The sequence below is a fragment of the Chryseobacterium phosphatilyticum genome, from assembly GCF_002899825.2.
GTDB lineage: Bacteria > Bacteroidota > Bacteroidia > Flavobacteriales > Weeksellaceae > Chryseobacterium > Chryseobacterium phosphatilyticum.
Genome location: NZ_PPED02000009.1, coordinates 35,904 through 49,063, shown reverse-complemented (window position 1 = coordinate 49,063; position 13,160 = coordinate 35,904). Strand labels below are relative to the sequence as shown.

Sequence of the window (13,160 nt, the reverse complement as noted above, 5' to 3'; positions counted from 1 at the left end):
AACCGGATCCGGTTCACCTGGTTAATATTTCTTTCTTCAGCTTTAGGAGTTTGTGAGGATCTTGTAAGGGTTCCGGATTTTCAGGAATAGATCAGCTGTACACTTTCCCAGGGCAGAGCTTCCGGTGTTGATCCTGGCGCAACCGGGCGAGTGGAATTACGGAACCGGATCCGGTTCACTTGGTTAATATTTCTTTCTTCAGCTTTAGGAGTTTGTGAGGATCCTGTAAGGGTTCCGGATCTTCAGGAATAGATCAGCTGCACTCTTTCCCAGGGCAGAGCTTCCGGTGTTGATCCTGGCGCAACCGGGCGAGTGGAATTATGGAACCGGATCCGGTTCACTTGGTTAATATTTCTTTCTTCAGCTTTAGGAGTTTGTGAGGATCCTGTAAGGGTTCCGGATCTTCAGGAATAGATCAGCTGCACTCTTTCCCAGGGCAGAGCTTCCGGTGTTGATCCTGGCGCAACCGGGCGAGTGGAATTATGGAACCGGATCCGGTTCACTTGGTTAATATTTCTTTCTTCAGCTTTAGGAGTTTGTGAGGATCCTGTAAGGGTTCCGGATCTTCAGGAATAGATCAGCTGCACTCTTTCCCAGGGCAGAGCTTCCGGTGTTGATCCTGGCGCAACCGGGCGAGTGGAATTATGGAACCGGATCCGGTTCACTTGGTTAATATTTCTTTCTTCAGCTTTAGGAGTTTGTGAGGATCCTGTAAGGGTTCCGGATCTTCAGGAATAGATCAGCTGCACTCTTTCCCAGGGCAGAGCTTCCGGTGTTGATCCTGGCGCAACCGGGCGAGTGGAATTACGGAACCGGATCCGGTTCACCTGGTTAATATTTCTTTCTTCAGCTTTAGGAGTTTGTGAGGATCTTGTAAGGGTTCCGGATTTTCAGGAATAGATCAGCTGTACACTTTCCCAGGGCAGAGCTTCCGGTGAACCTGGTGAGTAGTTAGGTAGTGAAAATGAGAATAGCCCCTTTAAGGGGCTATTTATACTCTAGGAAAACCATTTGGATAGTTTACAAACTTATCTGTCTTTTTATATTCTTCAAAAATAAATTTATTCCAGGTATTTAAAAATTTTTCTCCGGAGTATTTTAGAATCGATACCTTAACTTCTTTACTCCTACAATATCTTTTAAACTCTTCATAAGCGCTTTTTAATATGTTTTTATCGCTTGTTGATATTTTAATGATATCTAATATACTTTGCTTTTTTTCCTTGCTTAATTTATGCTTTCTGGCAACTGAATTTGCAAAGTAATTATCATCCAATTTTTCTAATGTCGAAGACTGCAGCTCAATTTTATTTTCACCAACAAGATTTTTCATTTCATATGGCATAATCCAAATGTTATCTCCATCTACTCTATACTGAAAACTTTTAAGAGAATTCTTATCAAGTTTATGTCGTAATTCTCGTAGAAAGCCCTTTGCTAAATTATTTGCATCAGAGTAATTTAAAGCAAATGTTTCGTTAATGTTCTTATAGTTCCACTGAATCCATTGATTTGACGTGAATCTTTCCAAATAAACCGAAAATACAACATGCCGTGTATTTCCTAGTAGCTCAGGTAACTCTAATAAAGTTGTATTATATAGTTTTAAATTGAGCAATCGTTCAAACCAAAAAACATTCATATCAAAAAAAACCTTTCCTTTTGTAAAAGAAGGAGATTCAATATAAGATAATTTTGTATCAACAGTTTCCCCAGTAGAATTTTTCCCGATAACCCAAACAAATAGATTATTTTGTAAAAAATCAATAGCTTCTCTCACTTTCTCACGTCTTCCGGTAACTCTGCCATCACGCCTAACATTCGAAGATATATCTTTTACATTAATAGCCAGGGATACTTTAGCATTCTGCTTTGTTTTAAACTCTTCTTCAAAAAGTTCTAACTGAATAGGTCTTGCTTTAGCGTTAAATTGACTCGATTTTACCAAAGCTATTGACCTAAATAAAATATTTGTTGCAGCAATAGGCATATCTAAAAGACTAACCTTAGATGATTTTTTTCCTGTTTTTTTTCCTATTAGTAGATCTATGAACTCATTGGGAATATTTATTTCGTCTGACTTAATTTCTTTGTCAAAAGTTTTAATAATATTACTAGGTTTATTTTCATCTATTAAATAAATCTCTCCCTCTTCTACTGTAATTTTATTTGTCTCAATTTCACTACCTAATACCTTGTTGGAAATATTCTCATTTTCACTACTCTTTCCATCATCTAAAGCTTTGATTGCATTGGTCCATTTCTTATTATTCATAATTCTTATTTTGTGTAAATGATTGAATTAGATGGTATATAATCCGATATAAATTGTGGGTTAGCAAATCTCAAAAAAGCTATGTCTCCGGAAATATTTTTAAAACTGGTAGGCTTATTATTTGTAATCATTTTTACATCATAAAATGTATATTTAAAATACATTGGTTTAATGTTGTGAAGTCTATAAAAATTAAAAATATAATTTACAGCTATAAAACTTGGTACATACGCCTGGGTTTCTTTAGGCAAAAACTGTCGTACTCTCCAATAACTTTTAGTTCCTGCTTTTCTGATTGCTTTGTTGACGTTTCCTGCACCACAGTTATAAGCAGAGATCGCTAAATTCCAATCACCAAATTTTCGATACAAATCTCTTAAATATCTAGCAGCAGCATCAGAGCTTCTAACTGGATCATAAAAACCACTATAGTATTTACTGTCATACAATCCAAACTCTTTCCCGGTTGCAGGCATGAATTGCCAGATACCCTTTGCTCCTGCCCAGGATCCTGCTCTTGGATTTAATGCCGATTCTACAACTGCTAAGTATTTAATCTCTCTTGGCAGTCCATATTTATCTAATGCGGATTCAAAAAGAGGAAAATAGTATGATGATAACCCAATTATTCTATGATACCATCTATAAGATAGGTATTTTTTAACGTAAGAATAGGTTACATCATTGTAATCAATGTTTAAATTAGTATTAACATCTAGTAACCTAAATCTCTCTTTATATGTGTCTAAAGAAAGAGTTTCATAAGTTTCATTTGAAGTTGTATTATCATACTTTTCTAATGATTTTACCCATTTTTCGTCTACCTTTAAATAAACTTCACTTCCTTCTTCATAAACCCTCGATTCCTGCTGTGAATAGACTAATAAAGGGAAAAACAAAGTAAAAATTAATGAAGTTTTAATTATAAAATTATTCATATTTTCATATATTTGTGTTATGAGTGAATTATTAAATGACATAGTATTTAAGCGTCTTATTTTCCTGAGAAAAGAATTAAATTTTACACAAAGTCAATTTGTTGACAGTTTTAATAATTTTATCAAAGTAAATAATATAAAACTTTCTAATAAAAGTAATAATCCGTTAAAAGCTGATAACTATAGCAATATAGAAAGAAGACTAACTACTCAAACTGAAGCTTTCATACATTTTGTAAAATATTACCAGGTTGAACATGATATCAATCCTGCTTGGTTATTTACAGAAGACAATACTTTAGTTTCAAAGTATATGACAAAAGATTTAGAAGCTGCACGTCTTAATAATTTACAAGATAAGTTATCAAAGGTTAAAGAATTAGCTGATAAGTTACAACTTACTCTGAAGGAGTAGAGTTTACACGCTCTTTTATTGAATAATTTCCTTGCTTAATCAAAGTAGTTCTACCATCACTATGGTAAATGACCAAATGATCTTTTTTCTTTAAATATTTATACTTTACATTATAATACTGAGTGACTTGACCATTGTTATTGAGTTCAATATCATAAGCCTTTAAATTTCCTCTTATTAATGATAGAAATAATATAATTCCTAAAGTTATTAGTAAATAGTAAACAGAAAGGTTTAAGGAAACCATTATCCAGTTAGAAACTAAAATTAGCATCATTGCCACAATTAAATGATTGCTTGTGCTAATTGTACTATATTTTTCAAGATACAATCTAGCTTTTTTAAAAATATCGTTATTCATAATTTGAGCTTTATAATTTGGAATTAAAGATTGAAAGCTTTTCAGCTTCATTTTGGAGTTTCTGAGAGGCGTGATTAAAAAATTCTTTCTCATTTTTTAACATAAAGTCCTGCAAAGCTTCATACATTATATCTGTCCTGGTGTAAGCTAATTTGTCATAGCCCTGTTCATGCTTAAACTTTACAAAAAGAGACATAAAATCAATCTGTTTCTTATATAATTTAAAAAGAACAGCTTTTTTAAGTTTAGAATCTTTTGAACCTCGAATATACTTTTTGTTATCCATTTTAATAATTTTCTTTCCTTTATTTTAATTGAAGTTTAAATTGAAAAGTTTATCAGTATTTGGTCCAATAATTTTTCTTTCCGAGATAAACTATATTGATTTATTTTTTTTAAAAACTCAGCTATCGCTGAAATAATCAACGATTCACTAGATGTATCGAAAATAAGTTTTCTTTGATTATTAACGAATAATAAGGAGATTGAAGAGAGTTTTCCAACATCCTTTTTATTAAAAATTGATATTTTAATTCCAGAATAATTATGATGGTAGATTGAAAAATACCGATTATTTAGACTTAAATTCATTTCTACCGATTTATCAATAAAAGCATCATCTAAATTGAACAATGATTCCTCTACTGAAGTAAGAACTGAATTTTCACCAAAGTCATCCGGAAGATTTTCTTTTGGATAAAAATGTACTTTGTCCATGGCATCTACTTCCATATAATAATCTTTTCCGGATAAATTAAAAGTTTGTAAATGATCTATATTATACATAGCAATCTTGCAGACTTTATGCACCTGCTCCGGTGCTTTATTTTATACAAATATATAAAAATTTCTTAACTATATATATATACCTTATTTTTTTTTAATTCATAATATATTAAATTTCCTTAAAATTGCATTATTAATTTATCCAATGGGAAAAAGACCTAGAATACCTAAAAGTGTGAAAGCCCCAGAACCAATAGCTCCCTCTGAAGGTACAGAAGATTTTAAAAAAAATATTGCTTCAGAGAATGCAAAACTAATATATAAATACTCAGATTTTGAAATTGAAATTTGGATTGATAAACATTATGAAATTAGGGCGACTGAGGGAGATGCAAACGGAATTAGAGAAGGCATAGAACAAAAGAAAGTTCTTGAATTGATAATTGAGAGTGTTAAGTATATATTTCATTTTTATATTTCAAATAGAATTACTGCATTTATAAATTTTCCGGATAGGAAAAAACCTAGATCGAAAACTAATTACAGAATAGTCTTGAAGGATTTTAGAAACTCTGAAACTCCTTTAAATTTAGTAATAGAGATTCATTTAATTGGATATGGAAAATATGAAATAACAACCATTACAGCTATGAAAACTAATGATTTTTATATGACAGATGGACAGTATTGTATATCGTTTACAGACAGTAGTATAAATTTAAATAGGTTGATATTGAAAAACTTAAGTGCTATTGATAAATTAACATACTAGATTTGTGTATTAAAAAATTAATATTTAACTTTGCTCTTAGAAAAGAGAAAAGAACAGGATAAATAAAATCTGAACAGCCTAATGGCAGGATTTATAAAATCTGAACAGTTCTTTTCAGACAAATTAAAAATTATCAAAATTTTTATAGGCTCTATCATAATGATAGAGCTTTTTTTATGTACATATTTCAAATTAAAATACGACAAGTTTTGTCGCAGTAAGTGATTTGCTTTGCTCCTGAAAGTATAGATGATAATCATAATTTATGATAATAAAAAGTACCTAATTTTGCTATTATAAATATTCAGTATTATGATGGTTAAAAATAGTATAGATCTATATAGATTGTCTGATGAAGAAACAATTTTAGTTCCTGTATTACCTGCAAAGGTAAAGGCAGGGGGATATAGTAGTTTTGAAAGTCCGGCACTTGATTTTCCTGAAGATACAATTGATTTATTAAAAATTTTAATCAAAGATAAAGACACTGTATTTTTTGCATTCGTTACTGGCGATTCTCTAAACGGAATTGGTGTATTTGATGGGGATTTATTGATAATTCAAAAAGGGATGTTACCTAAAGAAGATAGTGTAATTATTGTGTTCTTAGATGGGGAATTTTATGTAAAAAAATACAAACCAAATTTTAAAAAAAATACTGGCTTTTTGGAGAGTATTACCCTAAAATCTGAAAACCCGGACTACTCTGATTTGTATGTCTCAGCTGAATCAGATTTTACATACTGGGGAAAAGTAACATGGAACTTGCATAGTTTAGAATAATGTACGGATTAATTGATGGTAATAATTTTTATGTATCAGCGGAACGAATTTTTCGCCCTGATCTACGGAAAAAACCTGTTGTTGTTTTATCCAATAATGATGGCTGTATAATTGCAAGATCTAATGAAGCAAAAGCATTGGGTATTGGTATGGGAGTTCCTGCATTCCAAATAAAGGATATTATTAAGCAAAATGATGTTTCTGTTTTTTCGGCAAACTTTATTCTTTATGGTGATATCTCAAATAGGATGGTAAATATTAGTAGAAGATTTTGCCGAGACATTGAGGTTTACAGCGTGGATGAATCATTTATGGATTTCCATAATTATGAATATATTAATTTAAGGAACCATTGTAATGAATTAAGAGATACTATTTTCTATGGTTTAGACATTCCCTGCAGTATTGGTTTAGCTCCAACAAAAACTCTGTCTAAAGTTGCAAATAAAATTGTGAAAAAATTTTCACACGAATTAGGTCATACATATATTATAGATTCTCAAACCAAAATAGAAAAAGCTTTAAGATGGCTCCCAATTGGGGATATATGGGGAATAGGACGAAGATATAATGATCGTTTTACAAAATTGGGTTTGAAAAAAGCTTGGGATTTTGTTCAACTTCCTGAAGCCTATGTACAGAAAGAAATGGGCGTTTATGGGCTAAGAATGCATCAGGAACTAAGAGGTATTCCACAATATGATCTATCAGTTCCTAAACCCAAAAAAGGAATTGGAACTAGCCGGACATTTAATAAAAGAACGGATGATCTCGAAGTTTTAAAAGAAAGAATATCAACTTTTGCGTTTAAATGTTCAGAAAAGCTTCGTAAGCAAAATTCCTGTTGTAATTTTATTACTGTATTTATTACTACAGATAGATTTAAAAGCGATTTAAAACAGTATAGTAATTCTGTGACAATTGGATTGCCAAATCCATCAAGCTCAGCAATTGAAATTAGTGCATTCGCATTAAAAGCTCTGGAAAATATCTATCTACCATTTTTTCAATATAAAAAAGCTGGAGTAATGTTGACTGAATTTGTTCCTGATACTGAAAGAATGACCAGTTTATTTGATACTGATTATCATGACAAACATAAACCTCTTATGGAAGTAATCGACCGAATGAATAAAAGATTAGGTGCTGATAAAATCAAATTAGGCTCAATGGATCTGCAAAGAACATGGAAGATGAATCAAAAAAACTTATCTCCTCGTAGAACCACTGATATAAACCAGCTTTTAAAAGTAAAAGCAATTTCTTAATTTCAAATTAATTGGGAATAAGATTTTAGCAAAAAAGCTTCCAAATGGAAGCTTTTTTTATAATGATTGTCTATTTTTAATTTTCTTACTTTGTCTCTCAAACTCAATTTCTTGTTTTAGATCAATAATTTGTTTAGTAACCTTTTCTATTTCATCGTCACCATCAAATCTTTTAAATTCATTCCTTAAATTTTTATAATAATGTAGCTTGTCTTCAGAATTTGAAATATCATAACTTACATTTTCAATAAGTTTAGGAATTCTCTTTGACAATTCATTGAAAATAATTGTAGATGCTTCCCCAGGATCTTTACTAATCACATCAACACGTTTTTGCATTCTGAGTGAATTAAAATTATTCTCTATCATGATCTTAGTGTGTCCTTTCTTAACATCGTTAAAAGAAACATTGGTAATATTAAAACTCAAATCAAACGGTCCTACCTTACATAAAGGAATTTTATAAGCTGCTGCACCAGATATTACAGTTCTAAATGGTTCTAATGCTCTAATATTGTTTGAATCTAATGTTTTTAAGATCTGCTCATATTTATTTCTCAGTTCTTTTCCAATTAACTTCATATCCTGAATGCCTTCAACCTTTTGTGTACCATCAAATAAAAGAATTTCAGGATGATTTTCTAATGTTTCAGGATTAAAATGTTCAAATGTATTTTTGAAATTATCAAACACTTCTTTGTAAATATTGAGCTGAGATTTCTCCTTTTCAAGCGTTTCAGAAAAATAATTAAAATTTCTGTTTATTTTTATACCTTCATTTTCAATTGCTTCTTTGTTATTATAGAGATTCTCTAGTTTTGTTTCGAGTTTCGCAATTTCTAACATTTGAGGATTATCCAAAATGTAGGCTTTCATCAGAGAATAGTTTGTTCCGTTACCATCTCCATCTATTTCTCCTTCATCTAAAATTCGGGGAGAATCAGCTCCAATTTTTTTAAAGACATTTAAAAATTTCTCCTTAGTTTCGTTTGCCTGGGATCTAAATGCATCTAAGGATTTTTTAGCTAGATACTTATAATTAAAAACAGTATTATCAAATTCTTTAGCTATTTCATTACCTTGTCGCTTCATTCGCCCTTTACGCTGCTCAGTCTTACTTGGGGTCCAGGGAATATCAAGATCATGTTCTGCAATACATTTTTTCTGGACATTCATTCCGGTTCCTAGAGTTTCAGTAGAACCAATGGCTATTCTAAATTCTCCGGAGTTTAATTTATCCTGGAACTCTTTACGTAAAGCTTTATCTTTTTTAGTCCCGGAAGCAGCTCTCCAATCATGAGCAAACTGAATTTCATTGCGGTTAATACCATATTTCTCTACAAGTATATCCCTCAATCCATCATAAACATTAAATTGATCTTTATTTTTTGAATTAGGAATACCAAGATCACAAAATACAAGTTGTACTCCTTTAAGATCATTTGTTAATTGATAAACATCATTAATCTTTTCGGCACATTGCTGAAGTTTTCCTTTTCCAGGTTCAATAAAATATTCATCATTTATTAACCGGGGGTCAATCCCATTTTTCTGAGATAAATTAGAAACGATCAGGGAACTTGCCTGTTTTTGTTGGTCATCAAAGCTCTTTTGGATAATACCTTCGAACTCTAAAGCTGTTTCTGTATTACCATCAATAAAATCTACGAGAAGGTCATTAAATCTTTCTTGTTGTGAATTCGCTTCGATGATTACCATTTCAGTTTTCACATCGGGGGTCTCTATTGTAAAATTACTATCATTAACAACATGAGCCATCTCAAGATAAAGCGACTTTAGTTCAGGAACATTGACAATGTATCTAAACCTTTCTTTTTCTTTCACGGCATTTCCGACAGACAACTCCTGTTGAGATTCTTTTACAAAGAAATTTTTAGCAAACCTATCGAAAGTATTTATATTAAGCTCTTTTAACCTCTCAGGCTTAATCCAATTCATTAAATTATAGATTTCTGCCATTGAATTGGAAATAAAAGTTCCTGATAGAACTGTCACCCCACCATCTTTAAGATTATAATTATTTCTTAAAGCCCTGGTAAGCATTGCATAGTGTTTCGCTCTTTCTGATGATTGTGTACTTAGCCCTGCAACTCCACTATGAATAGTGGTAAAAGGCATATTTTTAAACTTATGAGCTTCATCAATCATTAAATGATCTACTCCTAAAGAATTAAAATCATAAATCGTAGAATCTTTATTACTGTTAAGCTTATCAAACATTTTCTCCAGCTTCGCTTCCTCAGATTCTAATTGTTTTTCCAGGCGTTTCAAATCTCCAACATTTACCCCTTCATCTTTAAGCTGCTTTTTGTAATATATGTTATCCCGGAGATCATCTAAAATCTCCTGAGTATATTCAACTTGAATCTCCAAAGGAATTGGAATTTTAGCAATTTCCTCATGGGTCATAATCACACAATCCCAATCGTTATTTGCGATCATTGAATACTTTTGAATTCTTTTTTCTTCAGAAGACAATTTTGTATTCTCATCTAATTCTGAAGTATCAAAGAAAATCTTTGCATCAGGATAATGAAATTTAAATTCCTTATAAATCTGCTCAGCAGTCGCCCTGGTTACAGCCAACATTGGTTTATTTTTTAACCCGGATTGTTTCATCTTCATTGTAGAGCTGAACATAACCAATGATTTTCCTGCTCCCACTTTGTGATCTACAACTCCCCCATCATTTTGTAAGATCATAGAAACGACATCCTTTTGGTGTTGATGAGCATCATTAATACCATGAACATCAGAAAAATCTAAATAGGAACCATTGTATACTTTTGGAACATTTGTACAGAACGTTTCATTATAAGAATTTAAAATCTCTTTGTGTTCTTCCGGAGATAAACCATTGATAAAAGACTTCCATTCTTTTTTAAGCATCTTAGCTTTTAGCTCAGCATCTTTATTTGCTTTAATATCTTTAACATAGAACTCTCTGTCACCATCTTTAACTTTAGTAGTGAAATTGAAAGATTTATCATTAATAATATCTTTTAAAACCTCTCCTCCGGATATCGTTCGATTGGCAGCATCAACCGATAAAGAATTTAACCCAAAATTATCTTTGAAAGATTTTTTGGTAATTAAAAATCCATTGAATTTTGTAAATTCAAAGAAGTCCTCAGAATAATATTCAAATTTATTTTGAAGAAACTTTTCAAGAAACTTTTTATCTAGCCATTCCGCATTAATGTTTATTGTCAAATCTTCAAAATTAACAATACTTATATCATGCTGCTTTAAAGTAGATAAATCTTCTCTCAATCTTGAATCCGACATATAATCAAATGATTTCTCATTTTGTATTACATGTTCCAGGATTCTAATTTTCTCCGGAACATTCCCGGAAACAAATTCTTCCTTAGTGGAAAACTTATAGCGTATGGAATCATCTTTTATGTAATAATCATTAAAGATTTTACCGTTTTCTACAAGATGCCTTGCAACCTCTAATTTTTTATCTTCTGTTTCTACATTTAAAAGCTTACAGATATATTGAATTTTAACCTGTCCATTATATTTTTGCAAAGATTTAATTAGAGCTTGTTCCGGTGTTTTAACCTCCTTATCTAATTCAGTAAAATACTCTTCATTATTGAGTAGATCTGAAGCGATAAATTTTCCAAGTTTATTTTTTATTTCTAGTCCTGCAAATTCTAATGCATATTTATCATCTTTGAAAAATAAAAGAGATTCGTTTATGTTACCATAATTATTGGTATACTCTCGATATTTATTTATTAAATGATGATGCCTTTGTACTATATCAGAATGATTCTTTTTTAAAGAGTTTTGAAATTGTAGAAAATCGTTCTTTAGTGAAAGTAGTTGCTTATCTTTTTCCGCAAAATTTAATAAAGGAGTAGAAATATAAGAACTTCCTTCCTGATGATCTAAAATGAATACCTGATCTTTAAAGGTAATGTAAGCTCCGGAATAATGGAAAACGTTTTCATCTTCTAATTCCTTACTGGTAAGCCTAATAGTTTTTACTTGTTCTTCTTTTTCGATCTGAAGTAATCTATCAATAGTACTATTTGTTGCTTTCTCATACTCTTGAATTTCATTTTCAAAATCGAAAAGAGATAATTGTATTCCGGCAGCAGGATCTTGTTTTTTGAACTGATTTTTAGAAACTTTCTTCTTCTTAATTTCTTGAACAATATTTTCAACTTCATTTATGGATATCGGCTCCAAAAATGTAGCATTCGTAAATGAATATCCTAAATCTTTATTAAAATTTTCAACATAATTTTTTACTCTAAACTCGTCTGTATCAGATTTTGGTACATTAAGAAGTTCACTTATTCCTGGTGTCTTTAATAAACTTGCAGTTTGTTCTATATGAGTATCAAACTTTGGATTATTGATCGCCTGGGAAAAGAAATTAAGTCGTTTATCCGCATCTTTTAATGTTGATGATAATGTATAGCCATTATGCATGAAATTAGTTTGCAGATCTCCTAAAACAATTTTATTTTGTCTCTGATAAACAAAAGCATTTATATTATAATCTTGATCTTTATTCTTATTTGGATTATTTTCTTCAGTAATAAAAAGGTCATTTGCGTTAATACTTAATGACTGAATAATTTCATTGAGTACTTTTGTTTCTAATTCCGTAACTACACTTTTTTTATGTGTCTGAATATAATCTGTTTGAACTTCAGTTCCTAAAAATGTTTCCTTTGGAAGCCTAACAACATTCTTTACGGTGTTATTATCCTGAAAGAATAAAGCTCTGTCAATTTCGTTCCCAGGAGAATCTAAAAAATTACTACTTGTTATGAATCCGATATCGCCATCGTTTTTTAATAACAAGGATGATTTTAGAAAGAAATAACTATGAATATTAGGAGCTTTTTTTAATTCAAAATTATTAGATATTAATTCGTCTTGTATCTTAGTACTCCCAAACGGAATATTGCTCGTGATTATATCAAATTTTCTATCATTGAGTACCTGAAAGTTTTCAAATTTACTGTTGTGTGCGGTATAAACAATATTATCATCTTCCTTTATTTCATTTTTTATACTACTCAAAATACGATAAGATATTACTTCCGGTTCTATAGCAAAAATCCTAAAAGCAGCTTCATTATTTATCAATCCATCCTCCTTTAAAAGACGTATATTATCTATAATACTTTTGGCAAATACTCCTGTACCGGCAGATGGCTCTAAAATCATGAAAGGTGCTTTGCTACTACTCTCATTGATAAGATCAATTTTTTGTAGAAGTAAATTTCTTGTAATCTGATCTACATAATTTTTATCGGTGAAATAAGCATAAAGAGCGCTTCTAGCAATTTTTTGAAATACAGATTTTAAACTATCATTTGAAATCCCTGCAGTATTTAGTTCTCGAATTAGTTGCCTAATTTCTTCAAAATATTTTTTGGTTGAATTACTATCAAATTTTTCTGATAAAATATCATTGATAGGCATAGTAAAATACGGAAAATTGCCAAACCCACTAAACAGGTTTGACAATTCATTGTAATTTAGATCTCCTTCAGATTTTAATGCAATAAGCTTAAGTGCTTCAATATTATTTTTAAATCTCTGAAAATCGCTTATGTTTTTATTCAT

10 protein-coding genes are annotated in these 13,160 nt (G+C 30.8%); 4 read left to right on the top strand and 6 right to left on the bottom strand.

What is annotated here, in order from left to right; translation table 11 throughout:
* Window positions 1–991: 991 nt before the first annotated feature.
* Both C1631_RS22990 and C1631_RS22985 read right to left on the bottom strand, forming a co-directional pair.
* The gene (locus C1631_RS22990) at window positions 992–2,275 is read right to left on the bottom strand and encodes a hypothetical protein (RefSeq protein WP_109714447.1); all 1,284 of its coding nucleotides are present in this window, start codon (window positions 2,273–2,275) and stop codon (window positions 992–994) included.
* Between the two features lie 5 nt (window positions 2,276–2,280).
* The gene (locus C1631_RS22985; RefSeq protein WP_165828363.1) at window positions 2,281–3,213 is read right to left on the bottom strand and encodes a lytic transglycosylase domain-containing protein; all 933 of its coding nucleotides are present in this window, start codon (window positions 3,211–3,213) and stop codon (window positions 2,281–2,283) included.
* 19 nt (window positions 3,214–3,232) lie between these two features.
* On the opposite strand from C1631_RS22985, the gene C1631_RS22980 reads away from it, so the two are divergent.
* A complete protein-coding gene (locus tag C1631_RS22980; RefSeq protein WP_109714443.1) occupies window positions 3,233–3,628 on the top strand; it encodes a hypothetical protein in 396 nt (131 codons plus the stop codon).
* Here the strand turns inward: C1631_RS22980 and C1631_RS22975 are convergent.
* The 3 genes from C1631_RS22975 to C1631_RS22965 are packed head-to-tail and all read right to left on the bottom strand — an operon-like array spanning window position 3,612 to window position 4,721.
* Window positions 3,612–3,989 (bottom strand): hypothetical protein, encoded by a 378-nt coding sequence (locus tag C1631_RS22975; RefSeq protein ID WP_123966782.1) that lies wholly within the window; start codon window positions 3,987–3,989, stop codon window positions 3,612–3,614. The two genes, C1631_RS22980 and C1631_RS22975, sit on opposite strands and share 17 nt — an antisense overlap.
* A 10-nt stretch (window positions 3,990–3,999) precedes the next feature.
* Window positions 4,000–4,275, bottom strand: a complete 276-nt coding sequence (locus C1631_RS22970; protein WP_109714441.1) for a hypothetical protein — start codon at window positions 4,273–4,275, stop codon at window positions 4,000–4,002.
* Window positions 4,276–4,310: 35 nt separating this feature from the next.
* Complete coding sequence (locus C1631_RS22965; RefSeq protein ID WP_123966780.1) at window positions 4,311–4,721, bottom strand: hypothetical protein; 411 nt, start codon at window positions 4,719–4,721, stop codon at window positions 4,311–4,313.
* Between the two features lie 199 nt (window positions 4,722–4,920).
* On the opposite strand from C1631_RS22965, the gene C1631_RS22960 reads away from it, so the two are divergent.
* From C1631_RS22960 to C1631_RS22950, 3 genes are all read left to right on the top strand, one after another.
* Entirely contained in the window at window positions 4,921–5,487 is a 567-nt protein-coding gene (locus C1631_RS22960; RefSeq protein ID WP_109714437.1) for a hypothetical protein, read from the top strand.
* A gap of 312 nt (window positions 5,488–5,799) precedes the next feature.
* Window positions 5,800–6,270 carry a LexA family protein gene (locus C1631_RS22955; RefSeq protein ID WP_103249883.1) on the top strand — a complete coding sequence of 157 codons (471 nt, stop codon included), beginning with the start codon at window positions 5,800–5,802 and terminating at the stop codon, window positions 6,268–6,270.
* On the top strand, window positions 6,270–7,538 hold the full coding sequence (locus C1631_RS22950; RefSeq protein ID WP_109714435.1) for a Y-family DNA polymerase: 1,269 nt from the start codon (window positions 6,270–6,272) through the stop codon (window positions 7,536–7,538). The genes C1631_RS22955 and C1631_RS22950 overlap by 1 nt, the downstream gene beginning before the upstream one ends.
* Window positions 7,539–7,595: 57 nt before the next feature.
* Here the strand turns inward: C1631_RS22950 and C1631_RS22945 are convergent, their stop codons facing one another.
* Window positions 7,596–13,160, bottom strand: a complete 5,565-nt coding sequence (locus C1631_RS22945; protein WP_109714433.1) for a helicase-like domain-containing protein — start codon at window positions 13,158–13,160, stop codon at window positions 7,596–7,598.

What these genes read in the sequence shown, in the direction of transcription:
- C1631_RS22965 (WP_123966780.1), bottom strand. Translation starts at nt 4,721, where the DNA reads ATGGAAGTAGATGCCATGGACAAAGTACATTTTTATCCAAAAGAAAAT.
- C1631_RS22970 (WP_109714441.1), bottom strand. Translation starts at nt 4,275, where the DNA reads ATGGATAACAAAAAGTATATTCGAGGTTCAAAAGATTCTAAACTTAAA.
- C1631_RS22975 (WP_123966782.1), bottom strand. Translation starts at nt 3,989, where the DNA reads ATGAATAACGATATTTTTAAAAAAGCTAGATTGTATCTTGAAAAATAT.
- C1631_RS22950 (WP_109714435.1), top strand. Translation starts at nt 6,270, where the DNA reads ATGTACGGATTAATTGATGGTAATAATTTTTATGTATCAGCGGAACGA.
- C1631_RS22955 (WP_103249883.1), top strand. Translation starts at nt 5,800, where the DNA reads ATGATGGTTAAAAATAGTATAGATCTATATAGATTGTCTGATGAAGAA.
- C1631_RS22980 (WP_109714443.1), top strand. Translation starts at nt 3,233, where the DNA reads ATGAGTGAATTATTAAATGACATAGTATTTAAGCGTCTTATTTTCCTG.
- C1631_RS22960 (WP_109714437.1), top strand. Translation starts at nt 4,921, where the DNA reads ATGGGAAAAAGACCTAGAATACCTAAAAGTGTGAAAGCCCCAGAACCA.
- C1631_RS22985 (WP_165828363.1), bottom strand. Translation starts at nt 3,213, where the DNA reads ATGAATAATTTTATAATTAAAACTTCATTAATTTTTACTTTGTTTTTC.
- C1631_RS22945 (WP_109714433.1), bottom strand. Translation starts at nt 13,160, where the DNA reads ATGAATAAAAACATAAGCGATTTTCAGAGATTTAAAAATAATATTGAA.
- C1631_RS22990 (WP_109714447.1), bottom strand. Translation starts at nt 2,275, where the DNA reads ATGAATAATAAGAAATGGACCAATGCAATCAAAGCTTTAGATGATGGA.